Here is a 26,145-nt window from a genome sequence, read left to right as displayed (position 1 = left end):
CTGAATATTGCCTGCTGCGGCTGGCCACCTGGTCCAGATAGGCCTCGACCCCCAACTCCCCCTGCAGATACGCCGCCACCAGCTCGCCCCGCGAGCGCGGCCCCAAAGCCTGCGCCGGGTCGCGAATATTGGTCAGCGCCGCGAACCGCCCCTGCGGGCCGACGCCCAGCCAGGTGCCACCGGCCTCCAGGTCGCGCCCGGCATATACCCCGGGAGCATCCTCCCAGGCCGCCAGGGCCTGGGTGGGGCGGGCATAGAACTCATCGCGGTTGGCCGCCACGATCAGCGGCAGGGCATGCCCCGGCCGCCAGGCGAATACGATCAGGCACATCGGTCGGGCCTCTGGGTTTTTTGCCACTGTACCCACAGCGGCGGGGAGGATCCATCCTGACACACTGTTCACTAGAGCCCCGAGGCCGGCTTCCGTTACCATGCCGCATTGTTTTCTCGGGGAAGACGAATGGAATTCGTGCTCTATCTGCTGTTGGGCGCCTGCGCCGGTGTGCTGGCCGGGCTGTTCGGCGTGGGCGGCGGTATCATCATCGTGCCGGTGCTGGTGTTCAGCTTCACCTTGCAGGGTTTCGATGCCTCGGTGCTGACCCACCTGGCTGTCGGTACGTCGCTGGCAACCATCGTCTTCACCTCGATCAACGCCGTGCTCGAGCACCATCGCAAGGGCGCGGTGCAATGGCCGATCTTCGCCTGGATGACCCTCGGCATCCTCCTTGGGGCAGCTGTCGGCGCCAAGACCGCCTCGCTGATCCAGGGGCCACTGCTGCAAAAGATCATCGGTGTGTTCGCCCTGGTCATCGCCGCGCAGATGGCCCTGGACCTCAAGCCCAAGGCCAGTCGAGGCATTCCCGGTAAGCCCGCGCTGGTTGGGGCGGGTGGGGTTATCGGCTGGGCTTCGGCCATTTTCGGTATCGGCGGCGGTTCGCTGACCGTGCCGTTCCTGACCTGGCGCAGCCTGCCCATGCAGCAGGCAGTGGCCACGTCTTCGGCCTGTGGCCTGCCCATTGCCTTGGCCAGTGCCTTGAGTTTCATGCTGCTGGGTTGGCACGAGGAGCATCTGCCGGCCCACAGCCTGGGTTACGTGTACCTGCCGGCGCTGTTCGGCATTGCCCTGACCAGCATGTTTTTCGCCCGCTTCGGCGCGCGCCTGGCGCACAAGCTGTCGCCACGTTTGTTGAAACGCCTGTTCGCAGCCCTGCTGTTCTGTGTCGGCCTCAGCTTTTTGATTTGAATCGAGAGGAAGTTCCATGCTGCCTTACCCGCAGATAGACCCCGTGGCCGTGGCCATCGGGCCGCTGAAAATCCATTGGTACGGCCTGATGTACCTGGTCGGCATCGGCGGTGCCTGGCTGCTCGCCTCGCGCCGGCTGAACCGCTTCGACCCCACCTGGACGCGCGAAAAGCTCTCCGACCTGGTGTTCTGGCTGTCGATGGGTGTGATCGTCGGTGGTCGCCTGGGCTACGTGCTGTTCTACGACCTGCACGCCTACCTGGCCAATCCGACACTGATCTTCGAGGTGTGGAAGGGTGGCATGTCGTTCCACGGCGGTTTCATCGGCGTGATGCTGGCGGCCCTGTGGTTCGGCAAGCGCAACAACAAGTCGTTCTTCGAGCTGATGGACTTTGTCGCCCCGCTGGTGCCGATCGGCCTGGGGGCCGGGCGCATCGGCAACTTCATCAACGCCGAGCTGTGGGGCAAGGCCACCGACGTGCCATGGGCGATGGTCTTCCCGCCGTTCAGCGACCCGGCGCAGCTGCCGCGTCACCCATCGCAGCTGTACCAGTTCGCACTCGAAGGTGTGGCGCTGTTCCTGATCCTCTGGGCGTTCTCGCGCAAGCCGCGGCCGACCATGGCGGTATCCGGCATGTTCGCGCTGTTCTACGGCATCTTCCGCTTCATCGTCGAATTCGTCCGCGTACCGGATGCCCAGCTGGGCTACCTGGCCTGGGGTTGGCTGACCATGGGTCAGATTCTGTGCGTGCCAATGATCCTGGCTGGCCTTGGCCTGATCTGGTGGGCTTATAATCGCAAGCCTACGGCGAAACCCGCCTGATTAATCCCACGGCAGGGGCGATCCCCCTGCCGTTTTTGCTACAGGTAAGCCATGAAACAGTATCTGGACCTGGTCCGCGACGTCATCGATAACGGCACGCTGCAGGGCAACCGCACCGGCATTCGCACCATCAGCCTGCCGGGCGCCATGCTGCGTTTCGACTTGCAGAAGGGCTTCCCGGCCATTACCACGCGCAAACTGGCGTTCAAGTCGGCGATCGGCGAAATGGTCGGTTTCCTGCGTGGCGTGAAGAACGCCGGTGAATTCCGCGAACTGGGCTGCAAGGTCTGGGACCAGAACGCCAACGAGAACGCCCAGTGGCTGGCCAACCCGTTCCGCCAGGGCCATGACGACCTGGGCGAGATCTATGGCGTGCAATGGCGCCAGTGGCCGGGCTACAAGCGCATCCCGCTGAGCAACCCGGCGGCCATCGAAATGGCCGAGAAGGCGGGCTTCCGCCGCATCGCCCAGGACGAGGAAGACGGCGTCGCGTTCGTCATCCTGTACAAGGCCATCGACCAGGTGCGCCAGTGCCTGGACACCATCGCCAATGACCCGGGCAGCCGCCGTATCCTGTTCCACGGCTGGAACTGCGCGCAGCTGGACGAAATGGCCTTGCCGCCGTGCCACCTGCTGTACCAGTTCCACCCGAACGTTGAGACCAGGGAAATTTCCCTGACCCTCTACATCCGCTCGAACGACCTGGGCCTGGGTACGCCGTTCAACCTCACCGAAGGCGCGGCGTTGCTGTCGCTGTTCGGCCGCCTGACCGGCTACACCCCGCGCTGGTTCACCTACTTCATCGGCGATGCCCATGTGTATGAGAACCACCTGGACATGCTCAACGAGCAGCTCAAGCGTGAGCCGCTGGAGGCGCCGAAGCTGGTGATCAGTGACCGCGTGCCGGCGTTTGCCGAGACGGGCAAGTATGAGCCGGAGTGGCTGGAGAAGATCGAGCCGAGCGATTTCTGGCTGGAAGGGTATGAGCACCATGCGCCGATGACGGCGCCGATGGCGGTATGACAGATCTCTATTGCCTGTACCGGCCTCTTCGCGGGTAAACCCGCTCCCACAGGGACCGCACAAAGCTCAGGCCTGTGCAGTACCTGTGGGAGCGGGTTTACCCGCGAAGCTTTTGGCTTAATGCCCGTGGCTTCGCCCTACATGCGAATGCTCGGTTTCCGGCACCGATACCGCCCCGTTCGTCTCCAGTTGCTGCAAGATCGCACACTCCGCCCCTTGCGCATTGCAGCGCCGCCGCAGCTCCACCAACTGCTCCTGCAACGCCACCAATCCATCGATCCGCGCCTGCACATGCTCGATATGCTCGTCGATCAGCGCATTGACACTGCCGCACGAATCATCGGGGCTGTCGCGCAGGCGTAGCAGGCTGCGGATTTCATCCAGGGTCATGTCCAGGGTGCGGCAGTTGCGGATGAACGTCAGCCGCTCGACGTGGGCCTGGGTGTACAGCCGGTAGTTGCCGTCGCTTCGCGCCGGCTCCGGCAGCAGCTGTTCACGCTCGTAGTAGCGGATGGTTTCCACGGCGCAGTCGGTGGCTTTGGCCAGTTCTCCGATCTTCATCACGAAATTCTCCAGCAAGTGGCTTGACCTTATAGTGGCTACAGGGTGTTCACTTGGCAACAGGCTCAAATTAAGGATGACCCCATGAACCAGCCTGTCAGCCACGAACACAAGCACGATCACCACGCCCACAGCTGCTGTGGCAGCGCTGCTGCGCCAGCGTTGGTCCAGCTGAGCGAAAAGGCCAGCAGCCACGCCCAGTTCAGCCGTTTCCGCATCGAGGCCATGGACTGCCCTACCGAGCAGACCCTGATCCAGGACAAGCTGGGCAAGCTGGCCGGTATCGAGCAGCTGGAGTTCAACCTGATCAACCGTGTGCTTGGCGTGAGCCACACCCTGGGTGGCACTGCTGAAATCGAGCAGGCTATCGACAGCCTGGGCATGAAAGCCGAGCCGCTTGGCGCCGAAGACGATGGCACTGCCAGCGCACCGCAAGTGGCCAAGACCCGCTGGTGGCCGCTGGCGCTGTCCGGTATTGCCGCGATCGCCGCCGAAATGGTGCACTTTGCCGCGCTGGCCCCGGAGTGGGTGGTGGCGGCGCTGGCGCTGGCAGCGATCCTCGGCTGTGGCCTGGGTACCTACAAGAAGGGCTGGATCGCCCTGAAAAACCGCAACCTCAACATCAACGCGCTGATGAGCATTGCCGTGACTGGCGCGGTGCTGATTGGCCAGTGGCCGGAAGCGGCCATGGTGATGGTGCTGTTCACCGTCGCCGAGCTGATCGAAGCCCGCTCGCTGGACCGCGCGCGCAACGCCATTGGCGGCCTGATGCAGCTCACCCCGGACATGGCCACCGTGCGCCAGGCCGATGGCCAATGGCGGGAAGTGGAGGTGCGGGAGGTGGCCATCGGGGCCCTGGTGCGGGTGCGCCCCGGCGAACGCATTGGCCTGGACGGTGAAGTGACCAGCGGGCAATCCACCGTCGATCAGGCGCCGATCACCGGCGAAAGCCTGCCTGTGGAAAAGGCCGTGGGCGACAAGTTGTTCGCCGGCACCATCAACCAGGCGGGGGCGCTGGAGTTCCGCGTTACCGCTGCTGCCGGGCAATCGACCCTGGCGCGGATCATCAAGGCCGTCGAGGAAGCGCAAGGCGCGCGGGCGCCTACCCAGCGTTTCGTCGACCGCTTCTCGCGTATCTACACCCCAGTGGTGTTTGCCATTGCCCTGGCCGTTGCGGTGATACCGCCGCTGTTCATGGCCGGTGCCTGGTTCGACTGGGTCTATCGCGCCCTGGTGCTGCTGGTGGTGGCCTGCCCATGCGCCCTGGTGATCTCGACCCCGGTGACCATCGTCAGCGGCCTGGCCGCTGCCGCGCGCAAGGGCATCCTGATCAAGGGTGGCGTGTACCTGGAAGGCGGGCGCCAGCTGGACTTCCTGGCCCTGGACAAGACCGGCACCATCACCCACGGCAAGCCGGAGCAAACCGATGCCAAGGTACTGGAGCCGCTGTTCGAAGGCCGCGCGCAAGCCCTGGCCGCCAGCCTGGGCGAGCGTTCCGACCACCCGGTCTCCCGCGCCATTGCCCAGTTCGGCAAGGAGCAAGGCCTGGCCTTGAGCGAGGTTGATGACTTCGCCGCCCTGGCCGGGCGCGGTGTGCGCGGTACCATCGCGGGTGAGGTTTACCACTTGGGTAACCACCGTCTAGTCGAGGAGCTGGGGCTGTGCTCGCCCGAGCTCGAGGCCCAGCTGGATGCGCTGGAGCGCCAGGGCAAGACCGTGGTGCTGCTGCTCGACCGCTCCGGCCCGTTGGCGCTGTTCGCGGTGGCCGACACGGTCAAGGAAAGCAGTCGCCAGGCCATCGCCGAGCTGCATGAGCTGGGCATCAAGACTGTCATGCTGACCGGTGACAATCCGCATACCGCCCAGGCCATCGCCACCGTGGTGGGTATCGACCGTGCCGAAGGCAACCTGCTGCCTGCCGACAAACTCAAGAGCATCGAAACCCTGTACGCCCAGGGCCATCGGGTGGGCATGGTCGGTGACGGTATCAACGACGCCCCGGCGCTGGCTCGTGCCGAGATCGGTTTTGCCATGGCGGCGGCCGGTACCGACACCGCCATCGAGACCGCCGATGTGGCGCTGATGGACGACGACTTGCGGAAAATCCCGGCCTTCGTCAGGCTGTCGCGCCAAAGTGCGGCGATCCTCATGCAGAACATCGTTCTGGCGTTGGGCATCAAGGCGATTTTCCTGGCGATCACCTTTGCCGGCATGGCCACCATGTGGATGGCGGTGTTCGCCGACATGGGCGTGAGCCTGCTGGTGGTGTTCAACGGCTTGCGCCTGTTGCGCAAATAGAGGACGTGCATGCTGAGTTCGGAGCTTAAAGCCTTCTACATGGTGGCCCGCCTGGGCAGCATCACCCTGGCGGCGAAGAAGCTCGGCCTCAGCCAGCCCACGGTGACCACGCAGATTCGCAACCTGGAGAGCCAGTACGCGGTCGAGCTGTTCTACCGCGGCGGGCGGCGCCTGGTGCTGAGCGAGGAGGGCGTGCGCCTGCTGCCGATGGTCAAGGCACTGTTGCAGCAAGAGGCCGACATCGAGTTCGAGCTGCGCAACAGCGGCCAGGCCCAGGGCAGCTTGCGCATCGCGGCCACGGCGCCTTACTACATTCTCGACCTGGTGAAGATCTACCGCGAACGCCTCCCGCAGGTGGAAGTGGCGGTGGAAATCGGCAACTCGCAGCAGGTGCTGGAGATGCTCGAGGACTACCGGGTGGATATCGCCGCTTCGTCGCAACTGCTGGAAGATGCTCGGCTGGTGCGGCGGGTGCTGGGGACTGACCCGTTGGTGGTGGCGGTGCATCGTAACCACCCGTTGGCACACCGCCAGGCGGTGTCCATTGACGTGGTGGCCGGGCATTGCCTGCTGATGCGCGAGAAGGGCTCGACCACACGCAAGCTGACCGAGCAGATGATGCAAGAGGCCGGTGTGAAGGCCGGGGCGTTGCTGGAGATTGCCAGCCGCGAATCGATCCGCGAGGCGGTGCTGCGCAATATCGGCATCAGCGTGATTGCCCGGCACGAGGTGCCGCACAACCCTGAGTTGCGGGTGCTGACGCTGGAGAACGCGCCGGTGATGCATGAATACCTGTATTGCCTGAAGGAGCGGCGCCAGGCGCGGTTGCCGGCGGCCTTCCTTGGGGTGGCGCAAGAGGTGGTGGGTTCGCAGTTCTAGGCCCGATCGTTTCTCGGGAAGTGGTGTAACTGAACTAGCCGAAGGCCTGCGGGCGAAAGAGGATGGTCATCGTGGTTCCCGGCTTACGTTGAGTTTGCGGACCCGACCTTCACCAGAGAAACCACGATGACCAAGGCCACTCGACGTTACATGCATATGTAGGCCTTTGCAGCAGTCAGCGATAATCCACGGGCCAAGCAAACGGTAAACTCAATGGCCAGATCCATGATGAGTTACACTGCTGCCTGAGACACGATCAAGTCTTCACGCTCCTCACGGTATTTATCACCTTCTGCCAATGCGACAGCGTATTTAAAACCTCAGTTGCGTTTGGGTTTTTGGACAGCGCCATTAGAATGCCGTCCCAAGAGGTATCAGCGACCTCGTCAAAAAATCCTGCTTCTTTCCATTTGGTAATTTTGGTGAAATGCTTGGGTAATATATTTCTTCTGTCAGTTGCCCCGACTTTCGTTATTTCGTAAAATGCGTGTTGATATGAGTGATATTTCGCTTCCAGTTTAAGCTCTGGGTGGTTTTCGAGAATTTTATTTCTGAAGGGGGTTTGGCGGGGTAGTTTTGAGACTTCCTGCATATATCGCTCGTGCCGCTGTGGCGAATATTTCAAATATTTCTTATGGTCTTTGTCGGTCCATTTGTATGTAACTTTTATTTTGCCTCCGTTCTTGAGTTGAATAACTTGATTTTCAGTTTCAGGCTTGATGGAATATTTTTTTGCTAGAACTCCTGTAGCTAGCTTTGCCAATGTAGGAACCCGCATGTGCCCGCTGGGGTCGGTATAGTTTATTGGGTCTCCGTTGCAAAAGGCATAAGCGTTAAGACCTCCAGTCATAAATGGACTAAACCTGTCAGGGGAAGTAAACCTCATCAAGAGTAAATGATAGAGTCGAATGCCTAAAACATAGCCGCCCAAAAAAGTATCGAGGATGCCACCTTGGTAAAGTATCAGCGGAAGTGCGCGATCTCTGGTGTCGATATAACCGTAGCAGGAGTAGATAAGCTGCGTCGAAGGCTGCTTTTCCTGTGGTGATAAAAGAAGCGTGCTGCCAGTGTTGTCTGTTCCTTTAAGTAGATGAGATGCTGATTTGGGACTCGAGCTTTCGCTCAGTGCAGTCCCGGCGGCTGAAATTAAGCGGTGTCCACGATCTGATTTTAAAACGACTGATGGGCGCGCATTGTCGTAAAAGAACTTATTCATGTTCAATACTCATAAGGGTTGCCGCCTTTATTGAAGCATTTTGGTTCGGAACTTCAAACTGATAGAAATATCAGGTTGTGCCGGCATGCTGCCAATGGCGTAGACGAAGGCACCAGCGCGGTCACCTCGACTGCGGGCTAAAGACGTAGCTCAAGGCGGCTAGGTCGCCGGTTTATGCTGATGTCGCGGGTTTACCCGTGAAGAGGCTGGCGGCCTGCTGGTCATTAGCAAATCTGCCTATACCACTATCACCCGCTTTTGCCCTAAAGCCACAGAACCTTCGCACAGCCTTCCTAGCATGGCCCCCATCTCTTCGATGAGGCCCTGCCATGAACCACACCACCCCCGGCGCACAGATGAAAGTGCGCAATATCCACAAGCGCTTCGGCGCCTTCACGGCGCTGAACGATGTCTCGCTGGACATCGCCGCTGGCGAACTGGTGTGCCTGCTTGGCCCGTCCGGCTGCGGCAAGACCACGTTGCTGCGCTGCATCGCCGGCTTGGAGCGCCAGGACCGCGGTACGTTGTACATCGGCGAGCGCGATATCTCCGAGCTGCCACCCCAGGCCCGTGACTACGGCATCCTGTTCCAGTCCTACGCGCTGTTCCCCAACCTTACTGTCGAAGCCAACATCGCCTATGGCCTGACTGGCAGCGGCCGTGAACAGGCCCGCCAGCGAGTGACCGAAATGCTCGAACTGGTGGGCCTGGCCGGCAGCGAGAAGAAATACCCCGGTCAGCTTTCCGGTGGCCAGCAGCAGCGTGTGGCCCTGGCCCGCGCGCTGGCACCGTCGCCGTCGTTGCTGCTGCTGGACGAGCCGATGTCGGCGCTGGATGCCCGGGTGCGCGAGCACCTGTGCACCGAACTGCGCCAACTGCAGCGCCAGCTGGGTATCACCACGCTGATGGTCACCCACAACCAGGACGAGGCCATGCTGATGGCCGACCGCATTGCGGTGATGAACAACGGCCAGGTCGAGCAATACGCCGCCCCGCAGGAAATCTACGACCAGCCGGCCACGCCGTTCGTTGCCGAGTTCGTCGGCCAGGGCAACTGGTTGCCGTTCCAGCGCAGCAGTGACAGCCATGCCCAGGTCGGTGGCATGAACATGCGTCTGGCACCAGGTTCGGCCCGACCCAGTAGCGGACGGCTGTTCTGCCGCCCGGAGGCGATCACGGTCAACCCTGCGGTGCACGAAGAAAACCTGTTCCCGGCCATGGTCCGTGAAATCACCTTCCTCGGTAACCGCTGCCGCATGAGCTTCGAGCTCAAGGCACTGCCTGGCCATGCACTGCTGGCGGAGCTGGCCCCCGAGGCCATGCCGCGGCTGGGCTCGCAAGACATCTGGGTGGCGCTGCCGCCGCAGAGCCTGCAGGTGTTTGCCTGAGATGGCCGCGCCAATGTCCCTGCCGCTGAGCCAGGCCAAGGCCACGCCGCGCGCTGGCGTCGCCCTGGGCGACCGGTTGTTCGTCGTCGGCGGCAAGAGCCTGCTGCTGATCCTTCTGGTGCTGGCGGTGCTGATGCCGCTGCTGGCGATCTTCTGGCGCGGCTTCAGCGCTGAAGCGGGCCAGGGTGGCGGCCTGCTGGCGGCCCGCGAGCTGTTCGCCAGTGAAAACTTCCACTGGTTGCTGGGCAACAGCTTGTCGGTGGCCTTCACAGTGGCAGCCATCGTGGTGCCGCTGGCCTACCTGTTCGCCTATGCCCTGCAACGCACGCTGATTCCGGGCAAAGGCCTGTGGCGGGGGATTTCGTTGCTGCCGCTGCTGGCGCCGTCAATGCTGCCGGCCATCGCCCTGGTCTACCTGTTCGGTAACCAGGGGCTGCTGCGCGGGTTGCTCAGCGACAACATCTATGGCTTCTGGGGCATTGTGCTGGGCGAGGCCATCTACACCTTCCCGCATGCCCTGATGATCCTGCTGTCGGCGCTATCGCTGGCCGATGCACGCCTGTTCGACGCAGCGTCCAGCATGGGTGCCGGCCCTTGGCGAGCGTTCACCAGCATCACCTGGCCGGCCACGCGCCAGGCAGTATTCGCAGCGTTCTGCCTGGTGTTCACCCTGACCATCACCGACTTCGGTGTACCGGTCGTGGTCGGCGGCGACTATCAGGTGCTGGCGCTGGAAGCCTACAAGGCGGTGGTCGGCCAGCAGCAGTTCGGCCGCGGCGCGTTGATCGGCATGGTGCTGCTGTTGCCGGCGCTGTTCAGTTTTACCGTCGATGCCTGGCTGCGCCGGCGCCAGGGCGAGGCCATGAGCGGCCGTGCCCAGGTGTTCGAGCCCAAGTCGTCGCGTGGCCGTGATGCCTGCTTCCTGGTGATCGTGCTGCTGGTGTGCGCGGCATTGCTGCTGGTGATCGGCATGGCGGTGTATTCGTCGCTGGTCACGTTCTGGCCCTACAACCTGTCGTTGTCGCTGCGTCACTACATGTTCGAGGACACCGCCGGTGGTGGCTGGCTGGCCTACCGCAACAGCGTGACCATGGCCATCGGCACCGCGCTGATCGGCAGCATCGTGATCTTCACCGGCGCCTACCTGATGGAGAAAACCCAGGGCCAACGCCTGCTCAACCAGGCGCTGCGCCTGCTCAGCTTCATCCCCATGGCCGTGCCGGGCCTGGTGCTGGGCCTGGGCTACGTATTCTTCTTCAACCTGAACGGCAACCCGCTGCATGTGTTCTACGGCGGCATGGGGCTGCTGGTGGTGTGCACCATCGCCCACTACCTGACTACCGCGCAGATGACCGCTACCACCGCCCTGCGCCAGCTCGACGGCGAGTTCGAGGCCGCCGCGCTGTCGCTGAAGGCGCCGCTGTACAGGCACTTCCTGCGGGTGACCGTGCCGATCTGCCTGCCGGCGCTGCTGGACATCATCCGCTACCTGTTCGTCTCGGCGATGACCACCGTGTCGGCGGCAATCTTCCTGTACAGCCCCGACACCATCCTGGCTGCCGTCGCCGTGCTGAACATGGATGACGCCGGCAATGTCGGTGGTGCCGCCGCCATGTCCACCCTGATCCTGCTGACCAGTGCCAGCGCTTCACTGCTGCTGGCCGCAGCCTCACGCGGCCTGCTGCGCCGTTCCCAAGCCTGGCGCCAACGCGCCGCGACCGTCTGACCTGTAAGGAACCTACCCATGTACAAGCACCTTGCACTTGCCGCTGCCGTTTCCGCCGTGTTCAGCCTGCAGGCTTCGGCCGCTGGTACCCAGCTGACGGTCTACACCGCCCTGGAAGCCGAACAGCTGAAGAGCTACAAGCAGGCCTTCGAGAAGGCCAACCCGGACATCGAGATCAAGTGGGTTCGTGACTCTACCGGCATCATCACCGCCAAGCTGCTGGCCGAGAAAGACCGCCCGCAAGCCGACGCAGTGTGGGGCCTGGCTGCTTCCAGCCTGGCTATCCTCGACCAGAACGGCATGCTCGAAGCCTACGCACCGAAGGACCTGGGCAAGATTGCCGCCAATTACCGCGATGCTGCCAACCCGCCAGCCTGGGTCGGTATGGACGTTTGGGCCGCGACCATCTGCTTCAATACCATCGAGGCCGAGAAACAGGGCCTGAGCAAGCCGGTGAGCTGGCAGGACCTGACCAAGCCCGAGTACAAGGGCAAGATCGTCATGCCGAACCCGGCTTCGTCCGGCACCGGCTTCCTGGATGTCAGTGCCTGGCTGCAGACCTTTGGCGAGCCACAGGGTTGGGCGTACATGGATGCACTGCACCAGAACATCGGCCAGTACGTTCATTCCGGTTCCAAGCCGTGCAAGCTTGCCGCAGCGGGTGAATTCCCGATCGGTATCTCGTTCGAGTACCCGGCCGTGCAGCTCAAGCGCCAGGGCGCGCCGCTGGACATCGTGCTGCCGAAGGAAGGCCTGGGCTGGGAGATCGAGGCGACTGCGGTGATCAAAGGTTCGCCAAAAGCGGATGCGGCCAGGCGCCTGGCTGATTTCTCGGCAAGCCCGGCGGCCATGGAGCTGTACAAGGAGAACTTCGCCGTGCTGGCTGCCCCGGGTATTGCCAAGCCGCAGACCGAACTGCCGGCGGACTATGAACAGCGCCTGATCAAGAACGACTTTGCCTGGGCCTCGAAGAACCGTGACCAGATCCTGGCCGAGTGGCGCAAGCGCTATGACGGCAAGTCGGAGAAGGTGGCTCAGCAGTAACCTGCACCGGCCTCTTCGCAGCACAAGGCTGCTCCTACGGGTCGGCGACTACCTGTAGGAGCAGCCTTGTGCTGCGAAGAAGCCACCACCCAATCAAGCCAGGAGAATACGGTGATGCCAACCCCAGCCCAGATCATTGACAGCACCTTCGCGCTGTACGAACGCCACGGCAGTGACGACTACATCGGCGAAGCGATCACCCAGCTCGAACACATGTCCCAGGCCGCGCAACTGGCCATCGCCGAAGGCTTCGACGACGAAGTGGTGCTGGCGGCGTTCTTCCACGACATCGGCCACCTGTGCGGCGGGGACGCGAGCATGGGCGGCTATGGCGTGGTCAGCCATGAGCGCATCGGCGCTGAGTATTTACGCCGCTGTGGCTTCGGCGAACGCATGGCGCGGCTGGTGCAGTATCACGTGGAGGCCAAGCGCTACCTGACTTTGCGCCAGCCTGGGTATTACCAGAGGTTGAGTGAAGCGAGCCGGCGGACCTTGGAGTATCAGGGGGGCGTGATGAGCGAGGACGAGGCGGATGTGTTCGAGCGGGATCCGCTGTTCGAGGTGAGTTTGCGGATGAGGGAGTGGGATGAGCGGGCCAAAGTGGTCGGGGTGGCGGTGATTGACCTGGATGGGTTGAAGCGGAAGGCTTTGGCATTACTTTGAGATGTGGGCAGCCTGTGCGGGCCTCTTCGCGGGTGAACCCGCTCCCACAGGAATAGTGCACATCTCAACGGATGTGAGATACCTGTGGGAGCGGGTTTACCCGCGAAGAGGCCAGACCTGCTTGATCAAAACTGTGAAACCAGAGCCTCCAGCTGTTCCTGCCGCTCAGCCTGGTTCAGCTTCGCCCCAGGGTTGAGGGTGGACCACTGCGGATGCGCCCGCGCCTTGCTCAACGCCTCCGGCAACTTGCCCTCCCGCCAGGCCTTCTCATCCAGCTCCCCCAGCCGAATGCTGTCCTGCGCCGCATGCCCGCGGTTTTCCAGCGCTACCATCAACTGCTGCTGACGCAAGGCCAACAAGCGCAACACCGTATCGTCAACCGTCAGCTCGCGCTTGCCCTTGAGCTTGCCCATCAGCCGCGACCCATAGTTGCGCGCCGTCTGCAGCGCGCCGCCGGCAATTGCCCCGGCCAGGGCGGCAGCCCCCAGTGTCAGGCCGCCGACCAGCAGGTCCACCCCGGCACCCGCCGCAGCACCGGCGGCCACACCGCTGCCCAAACGCACGCCCAGCAGCTTCAAGGTTTCGGGATTGAACAGGTCATCGCCCCAACGGCCATCCAGCAACGGCAGGTCGCCGGCATGGGCGTCCTCGCGGCGGAAGGCATACAGCTTGAGCAGTGCCTCGACACAGCGCTGTTCGCGCTGGCGCACCTCTTGCCGCAATGCCTCGATGGCCCGGGCTTCGGCAGCCGGTTCGGCCTCGACGCTGCGCCGGCAGGCGGCGCAGTCCAGCAGCAGCTCGGCAATCAGGCGCTTGCCGCTGTGGCGGCGTGCCAGGCGCTGTGCCTGCTGGTCGTCGATCAGCCGCTGCAGGGCCGGGCGGGCGTCTTCCAGCAGCAGGGCCAGGCTTTCGTACAACCGGCGCTCGCCATCCTCTGGCGGGGCCACGCTGTCGAACCGCACCAACGCGTGAAGCCCAAGCCTGGCAAGGGCTTCACGCCACTGCGGCTCGCGGTGCTGGTGGCTGGCGACGAAATTGAGCACCGGTAGCAGCGGCTTGCCACAACTGGCCAGCACTTCCAGTTCGTCGCGGTATTTGGCCAGCACTGGTTCGCGGGCGTCGATCACATACAAGCCGGCATTGCTGGCCAGCAGCTGGCGCAGCACCTTGGCCTCTTGCTCGAAACGCTGGCGTGCCTCGCTGCCTTGCAGAAAGCGCTCGAGGCGGGCCGGGCCGTCCAGGCGCTCGCCCGGGCGCTCCAGGCGTTCGAGATAGTCGAGCAGGGCAATGGCGTCTTCCAGGCCAGGGGTGTCATACAGCTCGAGCAAGGGTTCGCCGTCCACGGACAGCCGCGCACCTTCCACATGGCGGGTGGTGCTGGGGCGGTGGGAAACTTCGCCAAAGCCGACGTCACGGGTCAGGGTGCGCAGCAGCGAGGTCTTGCCGACGTTGGTGTGGCCGACCACGGCCAGTTTCAGCGGCTCAGTCATGGCCATGCTCCAGCCAGGTCAGCGGCGAGGTGTCGGCATGCGCCAGACCAAGGCGGTCGAGGGCTTCGTGCCAGTCGCCCAGGCGCTGGGCGTCCAGGGCCTCGCCCGGTGCGGCCTGCAGTAGCCATATACGGGTGGCGCCGGCGTTGCGTGCCAGTTCGGCGAGCAACGCCAGGCTGCCGCGGTCGGGCGAACGGCGCGGGTCGCAAGCGATGGCCAAGCGTGCTGGCGGGAAACGGCTGAGCTGTTCCAGCAGGCGGTTACGCGATTCGCGGCTATCGAGAACGCCGGCACTGGTTACGCTTTTTGGCAGCGCGGGCGGCCAGGGGTGCTGGTCATCCAGCTCCAGGCCGACCAGCAGGGCACCGCTGCTGCCGCTTTCCAGTTGGCCAGCGGCAAACTGCGGCAAGGCCTCGGGCGCGGCATCCTGGACGCCGATGCGTTCGCTGCGCGGCATCAGCGCTTCACGCAGCTGCGCGTAGCCGGGCAGGCTGAGGTCCAGCGCCAGGCGTTGGCGGCCTTGAAGCCAGCGCCACAGGCACAGCCCGGCCAGCAGCAGACGCGGCAGCAGGCCGTACACCAGCACCACGCCAAGCAGCCAGCTGGCCCAGGCCTGGCGCGCCAGGTCCAGGGCCGGCTGGCTGTTGCCGCTGGCGCGGATCATGGCCTCGTCGGGTACCGTGAAACCCAGCAACGAAGGCAGCGCGCCCAAGGCCTGGGTCAGGTGGATGAACGGGTCGGCGGCGAGCAGGGTGGTCTCCCAGACAAAGCCATAGCGCCGGGTCGCCAGCAAGGCCAGCAGCATGCCCAGTGCGGTGATCATCGCCAGCAGCCACAGGCCATGCACCAGCAGGCCAAGCAGCCAGCGGTTCAGGCGCTGGCGTTGCAGCAGCACCAGCAACGCCGGTGCCAGGTGCGCGGCCTTGGCGTCACGGGCAAAGCGTTCGCTCAGCCACAGCCACAAACGGCCCAGCCCCGCGCCATGCTCGCCGCTCAGGGCAAAGCCGATGGCCCAGCCCAGCAGCATCAGCAGGTTCAGCCCGAGCAGGCTGCCGAGGGCCCAGAACACATTCACCGGGCGCTGCCCGTCGCTCAAGGCGGCCAGGGCCAACCCTGCGCCGCTGAGCACGGCCAGCACCAGCAAGGCCAGCAGCGCCAGGCGTGCGCCCTGTTTCCAGTGGCGCAGGGCGGTGGTGATGCCGTCGCGTTCGGCCAGGAACAGGGCACGGGTTTCGATGCGGGCCGCCAGGTCACCGCCTGCCTGGCGGGCGCGGCGGTTGGCTTCCTGGTCCTCCAGGGGGCCGGCATGTTCCTCGCGCAGGCGTACCGCTTCGGTGAGCCAGCGCTTGTCCAGTGAAGTGGGTGCAGTCACAAGGTCTTCCATTGCACAGGTCAGGGCAGAAGCATAACCCACACGCCCGGTGCTATCCTCGCTGGCATGAATACATCACTCCCCCTCAGCCTGATCGCGGCTCACGCCGAGAACCGCGTGATCGGCATCGACAACTCCATGCCCTGGCATCTGCCGGGGGACTTCAAGTACTTCAAGGCCACTACCCTGGGCAAGCCGATCATCATGGGGCGCAAGACCTGGGACTCGCTGGGCAGGCCATTGCCCGGGCGGTTGAATATCGTCGTCAGCCGGCAGGCCGGGCTGGAACTGGCGGGGGCCGAGGTGTTTGGCTCGCTGGAAGAGGCGCTGGTGCGGGCCGAGCAGTGGGCGCGTGAGCAGGGCGTTGATGAGCTTATGCTGATTGGCGGGGCGCAGCTGTATGGGCAGGCGCTGGAGAAAGGGCTGGTCAGCCGCATGTACCTGACGCGGGTCGAGTTGTCGCCGGAAGGGGATGCGTGGTTCCCTGAGTTCGATCGGGGGCAGTGGAAGCGGGTATCGAGCGAGGCGCAGGCTGAGGAAGGCAAGCCTGGGTATCATTTCGAGGTCTGGGACAAGGTTTGAGATTGCCGGGGCTGCCTTGCAGCCCTTTCCGACCGGTCCGGCGCCCCGGCAAGGCCGCTCCCACATTGATCGGCGTACGCGGGGCCATTGCGGGAGCGGCCTTGTGTCGCGACAGGGGCGCAACGCGCCCCCGGCAATCTGTCAGGAATGACTCAGCTCGGCATGTTCATCGCCAGCCAGCACATCCTTGTCGGTCTCTTTCAGCAGTTGGCTGGTCACCACCCCTGCGGTCATTGAACCGTTCACGTTCAACGCCGTGCGGCCCATGTCGATCAGCGGCTCCACCGAAATCAGCAACGCCACCAGCTCCACCGGCAAGCCCATGGCCGGCAGCACGATCAGCGCGGCGAAAGTCGCACCGCCACCTACGCCGGCAACACCTGCCGAACTCAAGGTGACGATGGCCACCAGGGTGGCGATCCACAGCGGGTCGAAGGTATCGATGCCCACCGCCGGCGCCACCATCACCGCCAGCATCGCGGGATAGAGCCCGGCGCAGCCGTTCTGGCCAATGGTGGTACCGAACGATGCGCTGAAGCTGGCAATCGACTGCGGTACGCCCAGGCGGCGGGTTTGCGCTTCGATGTTCAGCGGAATGCTGGCGGCGCTGGAGCGGCTGGTGAAGGCGAAGGTCAGCACCGGCCACACCTTGCGGAAGAAGCGCAGCGGGCTCACGCCGGTGGCGGCGAGGATAATGCCGTGCACCACGAACATCAGCGCCAGGCCCAGGTACGACACCACCACGAAGCTGCCCAGCTTGAGGATGTCTTCCATGTTCGAGCTGGCCACCACCTTGGTCATCAGCGCCAGTACGCCATACGGGGTCAACTTCATTACCACCCGCACCAGGCGCATCACCCAGGCCTGCAGGGTGTCGATGGCCGACAGTGCGCGCTCGCCTTTCTCGGCATCGTCCTTGATCAGCTGCAGCGCGGCCAGGCCCAGGAACACGGCAAAGATCACCACGCTGATGATCGAGGTCGGTTTGGCCCGTGCCAGGTCACCTACCGGGTTGCTGGGGATGAACGACAGCAGCAGTTGCGGGATGTTGAGGTCGGCGACCTTGCCGGCGTAGTCGCTGTGGATAATCTGCATGCGCGCGCTTTCCTGGGCGCCGGCCACCAGGCCTTCGGCGCTGAGGCCGAACAGGTTGGTCAGGACGATGCCGATCAACGCAGCGATGGCGGTGGTCAGCAGCAGGGTGCCGATGCTCAGCACACTGATGCGGCCCAACGACGAGGCATTGTGCAGGCGCGCCACGGCACTGAGGATCGAGGCGAAGATCAGCGGCATGACGATCATCTGCAGCAAGCCGACGTAGCCGTTGCCGACCAGGTCGAGCCAGGCGATGGTGGCCTTGAGCACAGGGTGACCAGCGCCATAGACGGTATGCAGGATCAGGCCGAACACCACGCCCAGCACCAGGCCCAGCAATACCTTCTTGGCCAGGCTCCAGTCGGTGCGGCGGGTTTGTGCCAGGCCCAGCAACAGGGCCAGGAACGCCAGCAGGTTAAGGGACAGCGGCAGGTTCATTGAAGCTCCAGCAGAAAAAAAGCAGAAGAGGCATCGCCCCTGTGAGCGATTGCGAACGGAAATGCTAACAGCCTGAAAACAAACGAATTTATACCCAAATGGAATGTGTATAGTCGTTTATGGAATAACGATGTGTCGCGGATTGCAATGAACGCGGCGTTTGCAGCTGCATGGAGGTCGTTATCGAGGGCTGCCAGCGGAGATTGTTGCACTAGCGTTTCTGGGTCATTTCAGGAGATTCGTACATGAAGTTTGCTCCGAAAGCCGTCGCCGTCGGCCTGTCCCTGTTGTTCAGTATCGAAACCTTCGCCACCGAGCTCAAACACTGGCCCGCCGAGGCGGCCAGGCAGCTCGACAGCATGATCGCCGCCAATGCCAACAAGGGTAACTACGCGGTGTTCGACATGGACAACACCAGCTACCGCTACGATCTTGAAGAGGCCTTGCTGCCTTTCATGGAAAACAAGGGCCTGTTGAGCCGTGACAAGCTCGACCCGTCGTTGAAGCTGATGCCGTTCAAGGACACCGCCGAGCATAAGGAAAGCCTGTTCAGCTACTACTACCGGCTGTGCGAAGTGGACGACATGGTCTGCTACCCGTGGGTGGCCCAGGTGTTCTCCGGCTTTACCCTGCAGGAGCTGAAAGTGCAGGTGGATGAGCTGATGGCCTCCGGCAAGCCGATCCCCAGCACCTATTACGAAGGCGATCAGGTCAAGACCATCGAGGTACAGCCCCCCAAGGTCTTCCAGGGGCAGGCTGAGCTGTACAACAAGCTCATGGAGAACGGTATCGAGGTCTATGTGATTTCCGCGGCCTCAGAGGAACTGGTGCGCATGGTCGCGTCGGACCCCAAGTACGGCTACAACGTGAAGCCGCAGAATGTGATTGGCGTGAGCCTGTTGCTGAAGGACCGCGCCAGCGGCCAGTTGACCACCGCACGCAAGCAGATCAGCGCTGGGCACTATGATGCCAAGGCCAACGTGGGGCTGGAGCTGACCCCGTACCTGTGGACCCCGGCCACCTGGATGGCGGGCAAGCAGGCGGCGATCCTGACCTATATCGATGAGTGGAAGAAACCGGTACTCGTGGGGGGCGACACACCGACCAGCGATGGCTACATGCAGTTTCATGGGGTGGATGTGGGCAAAGGTGGCATCCACCTGTGGATAAATCGCAAGGCCAAGTACATGGACCAGATGAACGGGATGATTGCCAGGAATGCAGCGGCGCAGGCCAAGGAAGGGCTGCCGGTGACGGCGGACAAGAACTGGGTGATCGTGACGCCGGAGCAGATTCAGTAAGCCATGTGGTGCCTGTGCTGGCCTCTTCGCGGGCACGCCCGCTCCCACAGAGACCCCACAGCCTTTGAGCCAGGCACCGTACCTGTGGGAGCGGGCATGCCCGCGAAGAGGCCGGTACAGGCATAAAAAAACCGGCGCCCAGGGCGCCGGTTCTTCATTCACACCGTCAGAGCCTCACAGCCCTTCCAGCATCGCCTTGTTACGCACAGCACCCTTGTCGGCGCTGGTCGCCAGCAGGGCGTAGGCCTTCAGCGCGGTGGTCACCTTGCGTGGGCGTACTTCAGCCGGTTTCCAGCCCTTCTTGTCCTGCTCGACACGGCGCTCGGCCAGCTCTTCGTCGCTGACCTGCAGGTTGATCGAACGATTCGGGATGTCGATCAGCACCTTGTCGCCGTCGCGCACCAAGCCGATAGCACCGCCAGCGGCAGCTTCCGGCGATGCGTGGCCGATCGACAGGCCCGAGGTGCCGCCCGAGAAGCGGCCGTCGGTGAGCAGGGCGCAAGCCTTGCCCAGGCCCTTGGACTTCAGGTACGAGGTCGGGTACAGCATTTCCTGCATGCCCGGGCCACCTTTCGGGCCTTCGTAGCGGATGATCACGATGTCGCCGGCCTTCACTTCGTCGGCGAGGATGCCGCGTACGGCGCTGTCCTGGCTCTCGAAGATCTTCGCGGTGCCTTCGAACACCAGGATCGACTCGTCGACACCGGCGGTTTTCACCACGCAGCCATCCAGCGCGATGTTACCGTACAGCACGGCCAGGCCGCCTTCCTGCGAATAGGCGTGCTCGACACTGCGGATGCAGCCGTTCTCACGGTCGTCATCCAGGGATTCCCAACGGGTCGACTGGCTGAATGCCGTCTGGGTCGGGATGCCGGCAGGGCCGGCCTTGAAGAAGGTGTGCACGGCTTCGTCATCGGTCTGGGTGATGTCCCACTTGGCGATGGCTTCTTCCATGCTGCGGCTGTGCACGGTCGGCAGGTCGGTGTGCAGCAGGCCGCCACGGGCCAGCGAGCCGAGGATGCTGAAGATGCCGCCGGCACGGTGCACGTCTTCCATGTGATATTTCTGAATGTTCGGCGCAACCTTGCACAGCTGCGGCACCTTGCGCGACAGGCGGTCGATGTCGCGCAGGTCGAACGCCACCTCGGCTTCCTGGGCGGCAGCCAGCAGGTGCAGGATGGTGTTGGTCGAGCCGCCCATGGCGATGTCGAGCATCATGGCGTTCTCGAACGCCTTGAAGTTGGCGATGTTGCGCGGCAGTACCGACTCATCGTTCTCGCCGTAGTAGCGCTTGCACAGCTCGACGATGGTGCGGCCGGCAGTGAGGAACAACTGCTCGCGGTCGGCGTGGGTGGCCAGGGTCGAACCGTTGCCCGGCAGGGCCAGGCCCAGGGCTTCGGTCAGGCAGTTCATCGAGTTGGCGGTGAACATGCCGGAGCACGAACCGCAGGTAGGGCAGGCGCTGCGCTCGTATTCGGCGACTTTTTCGTCGGAAGCCGAGGAGTCGGCGGCAATGACCATGGCGTCGACCAGGTCCAGGCCGTGGCTGGCCAGCTTGGTCTTGCCGGCTTCCATCGGGCCGCCGGAGACGAAGATTACCGGGATGTTCAGGCGCAGGGCGGCCATCAGCATGCCGGGGGTGATCTTGTCGCAGTTGGAGATGCACACGATGGCGTCGGCGCAATGGGCGTTGACCATGTACTCCACGGCGTCGGCGATGATCTCGCGGCTTGGCAGCGAATAGAGCATGCCGTCGTGGCCCATGGCGATGCCGTCATCGACTGCGATTGTGTTGAATTCCTTGGCCACGCCACCGGCGCGTTCGATTTCGCGGGCGACCAGCTGGCCCAGGTCCTTCAGGTGCACGTGGCCCGGGACGAACTGGGTGAACGAGTTGGCGATGGCGATGATCGGTTTCTTGAAATCTTCGTCCTTCATCCCGGTGGCGCGCCACAGGGCCCGGGCGCCGGCCATGTTGCGGCCTTGGGTGGAAGTCTTGGAACGATAATCAGGCATGAAACACTCCTGGCGGCTTAATCAGGTCACAAAAAGGGGAGTGAGCTTCTCTTGTCCTTTGTACCGCAGGCCGGTTGCCACTGGCACGGATGGGGCCGAAGACCGCGCGGGATCGCCGCGTGCTTGGGCAGAGCTCATAAACCCGCCGGGGATGACTGGCGATGAATAGGCCGATTCTACACCGCTGGCGCGGCGAGGGAATGCAGATGTGGATAGCTGGCGGGGAGATTGCAGCAGGAAAGGGCCGCTTGGCGGCCCTTTTTAGCGGATATCAGCTGTTTGGCAGCAACCGGCAGGTGATGCTCTTGATGTAGCGGGTTTCGGCGATGGCCGGGTGCACCGGGTGGTCGGGGCCTTGGCCGCCGCGCTCGAGCAACTGCAGGTTGCGGTCCAGGTGACGGGCGCTGGTCAGCAGGATGTTGTGCAGGTCGTCCTCGGGCAGGTGCATCGAGCACGAGGCACTGACCAGGATGCCGTCCTTGGTCAGCATGCGCATGGCCTGTTCGTTCAGGCGGCGGTAGGCCGCTTCGCCGTTCTTCAGGTCTTTCTTGCGCTTGATGAAGGCGGGTGGGTCGGCAATGATCACGTCGAAGCGCTCTTCGGCGGCCTTCAGTTCGCGCAGGGCCTCAAACACATCGCCTTCGATGCAGGTCAGTTTCTCGCTGATGCCGTTCAGCGCGGCGTTACGCTCGACGCCGTCCAGGGCAAAGCCCGAGGCATCGACGCAGAACACTTCGCTGGCGCCGAAGGCACCGGCTTGCACGCCCCAGCCACCGATGTAGCTGAACAGGTCGAGCACGCGCTTGCCTTTCACGTACGGCGCCAGGCGTGCACGGTTCATGCGGTGGTCGTAGAACCAGCCGGTCTTCTGGCCTTCGCGTACCGGGGCTTCGAACTTGACGCCGTTTTCTTCCAGCGGCACCCAGTCCGGCACTTCGCCATAGACGGTCTCGACATAGCGCTGCAGGCCTTCGGCGTCACGTGCGGAGGAATCGTTCTTGAACAGGATGCCGCTTGGCTTGAGCACCTGTACCAGGGCTGCAATCACGTCGTCCTTGTGCGCTTCCATGGTGGCGGAGGCCAATTGCACCACGAGGATGTCGAAGAAGCGGTCGACCACCAGGCCTGGCAACAAGTCGGAATCGCCATAGACCAGGCGGTAGCACGGTTGGTCGAACAGGCGCTGGCGCAGCGACAGGGCGACGTTCAGGCGGTGCACCAGCAGCGACTTGTCCAGCGGCAGCTTGGCGTCGCGCGACAGCAGGCGGGCGCAGATCAGGTTGTTCGGGCTCAGTGCGACGATACCCAGCGGCTTGCCGTTGGCCGCCTCGAGAACAGCCTGCTGGCCGGCCTGGAAGCCTTGCAGCGGGGTCGCGCTGACGTCGACTTCGTTGCTGTAGACCCACAGGTGGCCGGCGCGTAGGCGGCGGTCGGCATTGGCTTTGAGGCGTAGGCTGGGCAGGGACATGACGTCGCTCCGGGAAAAAAGAGCGGGATTATAGCCTGTTGCCTGGGCACACGTCCCTTGAAGGAGCGGCCTTGCGTCGCGAAAGGGCTGCGCATCGGTCCCCGGAACTTCAGCAGCGGCGCATAAATTGCCGGGGCCGCTTTGCGGCCCTTTCGCGACACAAGGCCGCTCCTACAGGTCTCGCGTAGGCCAAGAGATGGCGTCAGGCTGCCAATGCCTTGATCAGTTGTTGGTTGAACGCCGGAATGTCGTCGGGTTGGCGGCTGGTGATCAGGTTGCCATCGACTACCACTTCTTCATCCACCCAGTCTCCGCCGGCATTGCGGATGTCGTCCTGCAGGGTCTTGTAGCTGGTCAGCCGCCTGCCCTTGGCCAACCCGCAGGACACCAGCAACCAGCTACCATGACAGATCACCGCCAGCGGCTTGCCAGCCGAATCGTGGCTTTTCACCAGTTTCTGCGCAGCGGGAATCAACCGAATCGTGTCAGAGTTTTGCACGCCACCGGGCAGCACCAGGGCATCGTAGAGGTCCAGGTGGGCGCTTTCGAAGGTTGCGTCCACGGCGAATGCGTCGGCCGGCTGGTCGTGGTTCCAGCCGCGTACCGTGCCCTCCTTGTCGCTGAGGATGTCCACCACCGCGCCGCTCTGTTCCAGGGCCTCGCGAGGGCCTGTCAGTTCCACTTGCTCGAAGCCGTCGGTGACCAGGAAAGCCACTCGCTTGCCGTTCAGTTCTGCACTCATGGGCCTTGCTCCTTTCCTTGATGAATATGAGAAAGAGGCCCGCATGGATAAGGTAAAGTTCCGGCGCAACGATTCAGTGGTTGGTCCCTTTCCGGTCTGGAGGGTTAGAATCGCCGGTCCCAAACGAGTGTGCACGTATGTCCCAAGAACTCAGCGCCGAACAGATCCAGCAAGCCTTGCAAGGCATCACCATCCCGCCGCAACCGCAGATCATGGTCGACCTGCAGTTCGAGCAGTACATGCCTGACCCGGACCTGGAAACCATCGCCAAGCTGATTTCCCAGGACCCGGGCCTCTCGGGCGCCTTGCTCAAGCTGGTCAACTCACCGCATTTCGGCCTTTCCAACAAGATCGGTTCGATCCAGCGCGCGGTGAACCTGCTGGGCAGCCGTTCGATCATCAACCTGATCAATGCCCAGTCGATCAAGGGCGAGATGAGCGACGAGACCATCGTTACCCTCAACCGCTTCTGGGACACCGCCCAGGACGTGGCGATGACCTGTCTGACCCTGGCCAAGCGCACCGGCATCCAGGCGGCGGACGAGGCCTATACCCTGGGCCTGTTCCATGACTGTGGCGTGCCGCTGATGCTCAAGCGCTTCCCCGACTACATGGATGTGCTGGAAGAGGCCTATGCCAAGTCCGACGAGGAAACCCGCGTGGTCGACACCGAAAACCGCGCGTTCAACACCAATCATTCGGTGGTCGGCTATTTCACTGCCAAATCCTGGCGCCTGCCCGAGCACCTCAGCGCGGCCATTGCCAACCACCACAACGCTCTGGCGGTGTTCCGCGACGAGAGTTCGCGCAATACCCAGAGCCAGCTTAAAAACCTGCTGGCGGTGCTGAAGATGGCCGAGCACATCTGCGCATCGTACCGGGTGCTGGGCAACCAGGCCGTGGACCACGAATGGAATGTGGTCGGCCCGCTGGTGCTCGATTACATCGGCTTGTCGGAATACGATTTCGAGAACCTCAAGCAGAACATTCGCGAGTTGGGCGGGCACTGACACATGCCGGAATTGCCAGAAGTAGAAACCACCCGGCGCGGTATTGCGCCCCACCTGGAAGGCCAGCGCGTCAGCCGGGTGGTGGTACGTGACCGGCGCCTGCGCTGGCCGATTCCGGAAGACCTGGATGTGCGCCTGTCTGGGCAGCGCATCGTCAGTGTCGAGCGGCGCGCCAAGTACCTGTTGATAAATGCCGAGGTTGGCACCCTGATCAGTCACCTGGGCATGTCGGGCAACCTGCGCCTGGTCGAACTGGGCTTGCCGGCGGCCAAGCATGAGCATGTGGATATCGAGCTGGAGTCGGGGTTGATGCTGCGCTACACCGACCCGCGCCGCTTTGGCGCGATGCTGTGGAGCCTGGACCCGCTCAACCACGAACTGCTGCTGCGCCTGGGGCCGGAGCCGCTGACCGACCTGTTCGACGGCGAGCGGCTGTTCCAGCTGTCCCGTGGGCGGTCGATGGCGGTCAAGCCGTTCATCATGGATAACGCGGTAGTGGTGGGGGTGGGCAACATTTACGCCACCGAGGCGCTGTTTGCCGCTGGCATCGACCCCCGTCGGGAAGCGGGCGGGATTTCCCGGGCGCGCTACTTGAAGCTGGCGATCGAGATCAAGCGCGTGCTGGCGGCGGCGATCGAACAGGGCGGCACCACGCTACGCGACTTCATCGGTGGCGACGGGCAGCCGGGGTACTTCCAGCAGGAATTGTTCGTGTACGGGCGGGGCGGGCAGCCGTGCAAGGTGTGTGGCACGGAGTTGCGCGAGGTGAAGCTGGGGCAGAGGGCGAGTGTGTATTGCCCGCGTTGCCAGCGCTGAGGCTTGAGGCCCTATCGCCGGCAAGCCAGCTCCCACAGGTATTGCACAGCTCTCGAGAGCGATGATATCTCTGTGGGAGCTGGCTTGCCGGCGATGAGGGCTGACCTGATATCAGTCCTTGCCAGTAATCCTGCGGTACTTGGCCATCAGCTCTTCTTCGGTTTCCGGGTGCGCTTCATCCAGCGGGATGCAATCGACCGGGCAGACCTGCTGGCATTGCGGCTCGTCGTAATGGCCTACGCACTGGGTGCACAGGTTAGGGTCGATCACGTAGATCTCTTCGCCTTGGGAGATGGCCTCGTTCGGGCACTCGGGTTCGCAGACGTCGCAGTTGATGCAATCGTCGGTGATGATCAGGGACATGGGGACTCCGGCCGGGGCTCCGCGCCCGGGCATGTTCAACGCAGTGGGCACAATTGTGCCGCATTCGCGCCCGCAGTGCACGCGGGTGCGATGATCAGCCGCTAAAGGTCATTTCTTGAAGCGTTCAGTCAGCGCCTCGGCCACCACCGGGTGGACGAATTTGCTGATATCACCACCCAGCGCGGCAATTTCCCGGACCAGGGTCGAGGAAATGAACGAATAACGCTCCGAAGGCGTGAGGAACAGACTCTCGACGTCGGGGGCCAGTTGCCGGTTCATGTTCGCCAGCTGGAATTCGTACTCGAAGTCGGACACCGCACGCAGGCCACGCAGGAAGACGTTGGCGCCCTGCTCCTTGGCGAAATGCGCCAGCAGGGAGGAGAAGCCGATGACTTCGACATTGGGCAGGTGCTTGGTGACCTCACGGGCGAGCTCCACCCGTTGTTCCAGCGGGAACAGCGGGTTTTTCTTCGGGCTGGCCGCCACCGCGATGATCACGTGGTCGAACAGCCGCGAGGCGCGCTCGACCAGGTCGCCATGGCCTTTGGTAATGGGGTCGAAAGTACCCGGGTACAACACTCGGTTCAT

24 protein-coding genes are annotated in these 26,145 nt (G+C 63.3%); 13 read left to right on the top strand and 11 right to left on the bottom strand.

All coding sequences use genetic code 11. The annotated features are described in order from the left end of the window. On the bottom strand, positions 1–331 hold a 331-nt coding region (locus RR51_RS02880; RefSeq protein WP_039612562.1), incomplete at its 3' end, for an NRDE family protein. A 129-nt stretch (positions 332–460) separates the two neighbouring features. Here RR51_RS02880 and RR51_RS02875 point away from each other — a divergent pair. The 3 genes from RR51_RS02875 to RR51_RS02865 are packed head-to-tail and all read left to right on the top strand — an operon-like array spanning position 461 to position 3,089. Continuing rightward, a complete protein-coding gene (locus RR51_RS02875; RefSeq protein ID WP_039612561.1) occupies positions 461–1,243 on the top strand; it encodes a sulfite exporter TauE/SafE family protein in 783 nt (260 codons plus the stop codon). 16 nt (positions 1,244–1,259) lie between these two features. Beyond that, positions 1,260–2,066 carry a prolipoprotein diacylglyceryl transferase gene (gene lgt, locus RR51_RS02870; protein ID WP_013974665.1) on the top strand — a complete coding sequence of 269 codons (807 nt, stop codon included), beginning with the start codon at positions 1,260–1,262 and terminating at the stop codon, positions 2,064–2,066. A gap of 51 nt (positions 2,067–2,117) precedes the next feature. Beyond that, a complete protein-coding gene (locus RR51_RS02865; RefSeq protein WP_013974664.1) occupies positions 2,118–3,089 on the top strand; it encodes a thymidylate synthase in 972 nt (323 codons plus the stop codon). A gap of 117 nt (positions 3,090–3,206) precedes the next feature. Here the strand turns inward: RR51_RS02865 and cadR are convergent, their stop codons facing one another. Next, positions 3,207–3,650, bottom strand: coding sequence for a cadmium resistance transcriptional regulator CadR (gene cadR, locus RR51_RS02860; RefSeq protein WP_015272183.1), 444 nt, complete (start codon positions 3,648–3,650; stop codon positions 3,207–3,209). 84 nt (positions 3,651–3,734) lie between these two features. Between cadR and RR51_RS02855 the strand changes: the two genes are divergently transcribed. Together RR51_RS02855 and RR51_RS02850 are read left to right on the top strand one after the other, a co-directional pair. Further along, positions 3,735–5,948, top strand: coding sequence for a heavy metal translocating P-type ATPase (locus RR51_RS02855; RefSeq protein WP_039612560.1), 2,214 nt, complete (start codon positions 3,735–3,737; stop codon positions 5,946–5,948). Between the two features lie 9 nt (positions 5,949–5,957). Beyond that, positions 5,958–6,827, top strand: a complete 870-nt coding sequence (locus tag RR51_RS02850) for a LysR family transcriptional regulator (protein ID WP_039612559.1) — start codon at positions 5,958–5,960, stop codon at positions 6,825–6,827. A gap of 256 nt (positions 6,828–7,083) precedes the next feature. On the opposite strand, the gene RR51_RS28810 is transcribed toward RR51_RS02850, so the two are convergent. Further along, on the bottom strand, positions 7,084–8,043 hold the full coding sequence (locus RR51_RS28810) for an RHS repeat-associated core domain-containing protein (RefSeq protein WP_082044632.1): 960 nt from the start codon (positions 8,041–8,043) through the stop codon (positions 7,084–7,086). Between the two features lie 329 nt (positions 8,044–8,372). Between RR51_RS28810 and RR51_RS02840 the strand changes: the two genes are divergently transcribed. The 4 genes from RR51_RS02840 to RR51_RS02825 all read left to right on the top strand — a co-directional run bounded on the left by RR51_RS02840 (position 8,373) and on the right by RR51_RS02825 (position 12,864). Further along, the gene (locus RR51_RS02840) at positions 8,373–9,431 is read left to right on the top strand and encodes a putative 2-aminoethylphosphonate ABC transporter ATP-binding protein (protein WP_039612557.1); all 1,059 of its coding nucleotides are present in this window, start codon (positions 8,373–8,375) and stop codon (positions 9,429–9,431) included. A 1-nt stretch (position 9,432) separates the two neighbouring features. Continuing rightward, positions 9,433–11,157, top strand: coding sequence for a putative 2-aminoethylphosphonate ABC transporter permease subunit (locus tag RR51_RS02835; protein WP_039612556.1), 1,725 nt, complete (start codon positions 9,433–9,435; stop codon positions 11,155–11,157). Positions 11,158–11,175: 18 nt separating this feature from the next. Beyond that, positions 11,176–12,201, top strand: coding sequence for a putative 2-aminoethylphosphonate ABC transporter substrate-binding protein (locus RR51_RS02830; RefSeq protein WP_015272178.1), 1,026 nt, complete (start codon positions 11,176–11,178; stop codon positions 12,199–12,201). Between the two features lie 114 nt (positions 12,202–12,315). Continuing rightward, positions 12,316–12,864: a phosphonate degradation HD-domain oxygenase gene (locus tag RR51_RS02825; RefSeq protein WP_039612555.1), complete on the top strand. Its 549-nt coding sequence runs from the start codon at positions 12,316–12,318 to the stop codon at positions 12,862–12,864. A gap of 125 nt (positions 12,865–12,989) precedes the next feature. On the opposite strand, the gene RR51_RS02820 is transcribed toward RR51_RS02825, so the two are convergent. Together RR51_RS02820 and RR51_RS02815 are read right to left on the bottom strand one after the other, a co-directional pair. Continuing rightward, positions 12,990–14,354 (bottom strand): GTPase/DUF3482 domain-containing protein, encoded by a 1,365-nt coding sequence (locus RR51_RS02820; protein ID WP_039612554.1) that lies wholly within the window; start codon positions 14,352–14,354, stop codon positions 12,990–12,992. After that, positions 14,347–15,738 (bottom strand): DUF2868 domain-containing protein, encoded by a 1,392-nt coding sequence (locus RR51_RS02815; protein ID WP_039612553.1) that lies wholly within the window; start codon positions 15,736–15,738, stop codon positions 14,347–14,349. Before RR51_RS02815 ends, RR51_RS02820 begins: the two co-directional genes overlap by 8 nt. 54 nt (positions 15,739–15,792) lie before the next feature. Between RR51_RS02815 and RR51_RS02810 the strand changes: the two genes are divergently transcribed. Beyond that, complete coding sequence (locus RR51_RS02810) at positions 15,793–16,308, top strand: dihydrofolate reductase (RefSeq protein WP_039612552.1); 516 nt, start codon at positions 15,793–15,795, stop codon at positions 16,306–16,308. Positions 16,309–16,449: 141 nt separating this feature from the next. Here RR51_RS02810 and RR51_RS02805 read toward each other — a convergent pair whose 3' ends face one another. Further along, positions 16,450–17,841 (bottom strand): L-cystine transporter, encoded by a 1,392-nt coding sequence (locus RR51_RS02805; protein WP_039612551.1) that lies wholly within the window; start codon positions 17,839–17,841, stop codon positions 16,450–16,452. A gap of 245 nt (positions 17,842–18,086) precedes the next feature. Here RR51_RS02805 and RR51_RS02800 point away from each other — a divergent pair, with 245 nt between their 5' ends. Next, positions 18,087–19,142: a phosphorylcholine phosphatase gene (locus tag RR51_RS02800; RefSeq protein WP_039612550.1), complete on the top strand. Its 1,056-nt coding sequence runs from the start codon at positions 18,087–18,089 to the stop codon at positions 19,140–19,142. Positions 19,143–19,316: 174 nt separating this feature from the next. Here the strand turns inward: RR51_RS02800 and ilvD are convergent, their stop codons facing one another. The 3 genes from ilvD to RR51_RS02785 form a co-directional block, all read right to left on the bottom strand. Beyond that, on the bottom strand, positions 19,317–21,158 hold the full coding sequence (gene ilvD, locus RR51_RS02795; RefSeq protein WP_025340988.1) for a dihydroxy-acid dehydratase: 1,842 nt from the start codon (positions 21,156–21,158) through the stop codon (positions 19,317–19,319). 271 nt (positions 21,159–21,429) lie between these two features. Beyond that, the gene (locus RR51_RS02790) at positions 21,430–22,626 is read right to left on the bottom strand and encodes a class I SAM-dependent rRNA methyltransferase (protein ID WP_013974648.1); all 1,197 of its coding nucleotides are present in this window, start codon (positions 22,624–22,626) and stop codon (positions 21,430–21,432) included. Positions 22,627–22,828: 202 nt separating this feature from the next. After that, a complete protein-coding gene (locus RR51_RS02785; protein WP_003258523.1) occupies positions 22,829–23,368 on the bottom strand; it encodes a type 1 glutamine amidotransferase domain-containing protein in 540 nt (179 codons plus the stop codon). 191 nt (positions 23,369–23,559) lie between these two features. Between RR51_RS02785 and RR51_RS02780 the strand changes: the two genes are divergently transcribed. Both RR51_RS02780 and mutM read left to right on the top strand, forming a co-directional pair. Beyond that, positions 23,560–24,378, top strand: coding sequence for an HDOD domain-containing protein (locus RR51_RS02780; RefSeq protein ID WP_177328634.1), 819 nt, complete (start codon positions 23,560–23,562; stop codon positions 24,376–24,378). A gap of 3 nt (positions 24,379–24,381) precedes the next feature. After that, positions 24,382–25,194 (top strand): bifunctional DNA-formamidopyrimidine glycosylase/DNA-(apurinic or apyrimidinic site) lyase, encoded by an 813-nt coding sequence (gene mutM, locus RR51_RS02775; RefSeq protein WP_010955661.1) that lies wholly within the window; start codon positions 24,382–24,384, stop codon positions 25,192–25,194. 111 nt (positions 25,195–25,305) lie between these two features. Here the strand turns inward: mutM and RR51_RS02770 are convergent, their stop codons facing one another. After that, a complete protein-coding gene (locus RR51_RS02770) occupies positions 25,306–25,557 on the bottom strand; it encodes a YfhL family 4Fe-4S dicluster ferredoxin (protein WP_003258518.1) in 252 nt (83 codons plus the stop codon). Between the two features lie 108 nt (positions 25,558–25,665). Next, positions 25,666–26,145 (bottom strand): pantetheine-phosphate adenylyltransferase, encoded by a 480-nt coding sequence (coaD, locus tag RR51_RS02765; protein WP_014861498.1) that lies wholly within the window; start codon positions 26,143–26,145, stop codon positions 25,666–25,668.

This window comes from Pseudomonas sp. C5pp (assembly GCF_000814065.1).
GTDB classification, from domain to species: domain Bacteria; phylum Pseudomonadota; class Gammaproteobacteria; order Pseudomonadales; family Pseudomonadaceae; genus Aquipseudomonas; species Aquipseudomonas asiatica.
This window is presented reverse-complemented; position numbering and strand designations above follow the sequence as displayed.

Coding starts and splice junctions, on each gene's coding strand:
- RR51_RS02875 (WP_039612561.1), top strand. CDS start 461: ATGGAATTCGTGCTCTATCTGCTGTTGGGCGCCTGCGCCGGTGTGCTG.
- lgt (WP_013974665.1), top strand. CDS start 1,260: ATGCTGCCTTACCCGCAGATAGACCCCGTGGCCGTGGCCATCGGGCCG.
- RR51_RS02865 (WP_013974664.1), top strand. CDS start 2,118: ATGAAACAGTATCTGGACCTGGTCCGCGACGTCATCGATAACGGCACG.
- cadR (WP_015272183.1), bottom strand. CDS start 3,650: ATGAAGATCGGAGAACTGGCCAAAGCCACCGACTGCGCCGTGGAAACC.
- RR51_RS02855 (WP_039612560.1), top strand. CDS start 3,735: ATGAACCAGCCTGTCAGCCACGAACACAAGCACGATCACCACGCCCAC.
- RR51_RS02850 (WP_039612559.1), top strand. CDS start 5,958: ATGCTGAGTTCGGAGCTTAAAGCCTTCTACATGGTGGCCCGCCTGGGC.
- RR51_RS28810 (WP_082044632.1), bottom strand. CDS start 8,043: ATGAATAAGTTCTTTTACGACAATGCGCGCCCATCAGTCGTTTTAAAA.
- RR51_RS02840 (WP_039612557.1), top strand. CDS start 8,373: ATGAACCACACCACCCCCGGCGCACAGATGAAAGTGCGCAATATCCAC.
- RR51_RS02835 (WP_039612556.1), top strand. CDS start 9,433: ATGGCCGCGCCAATGTCCCTGCCGCTGAGCCAGGCCAAGGCCACGCCG.
- RR51_RS02830 (WP_015272178.1), top strand. CDS start 11,176: ATGTACAAGCACCTTGCACTTGCCGCTGCCGTTTCCGCCGTGTTCAGC.
- RR51_RS02825 (WP_039612555.1), top strand. CDS start 12,316: ATGCCAACCCCAGCCCAGATCATTGACAGCACCTTCGCGCTGTACGAA.
- RR51_RS02820 (WP_039612554.1), bottom strand. CDS start 14,354: ATGACTGAGCCGCTGAAACTGGCCGTGGTCGGCCACACCAACGTCGGC.
- RR51_RS02815 (WP_039612553.1), bottom strand. CDS start 15,738: ATGGAAGACCTTGTGACTGCACCCACTTCACTGGACAAGCGCTGGCTC.
- RR51_RS02810 (WP_039612552.1), top strand. CDS start 15,793: ATGAATACATCACTCCCCCTCAGCCTGATCGCGGCTCACGCCGAGAAC.
- RR51_RS02805 (WP_039612551.1), bottom strand. CDS start 17,841: ATGAACCTGCCGCTGTCCCTTAACCTGCTGGCGTTCCTGGCCCTGTTG.
- RR51_RS02800 (WP_039612550.1), top strand. CDS start 18,087: ATGAAGTTTGCTCCGAAAGCCGTCGCCGTCGGCCTGTCCCTGTTGTTC.
- ilvD (WP_025340988.1), bottom strand. CDS start 21,158: ATGCCTGATTATCGTTCCAAGACTTCCACCCAAGGCCGCAACATGGCC.
- RR51_RS02790 (WP_013974648.1), bottom strand. CDS start 22,626: ATGTCCCTGCCCAGCCTACGCCTCAAAGCCAATGCCGACCGCCGCCTA.
- RR51_RS02785 (WP_003258523.1), bottom strand. CDS start 23,368: ATGAGTGCAGAACTGAACGGCAAGCGAGTGGCTTTCCTGGTCACCGAC.
- mutM (WP_010955661.1), top strand. CDS start 24,382: ATGCCGGAATTGCCAGAAGTAGAAACCACCCGGCGCGGTATTGCGCCC.
- RR51_RS02770 (WP_003258518.1), bottom strand. CDS start 25,557: ATGTCCCTGATCATCACCGACGATTGCATCAACTGCGACGTCTGCGAA.
- coaD (WP_014861498.1), bottom strand. CDS start 26,145: ATGAACCGAGTGTTGTACCCGGGTACTTTCGACCCCATTACCAAAGGC.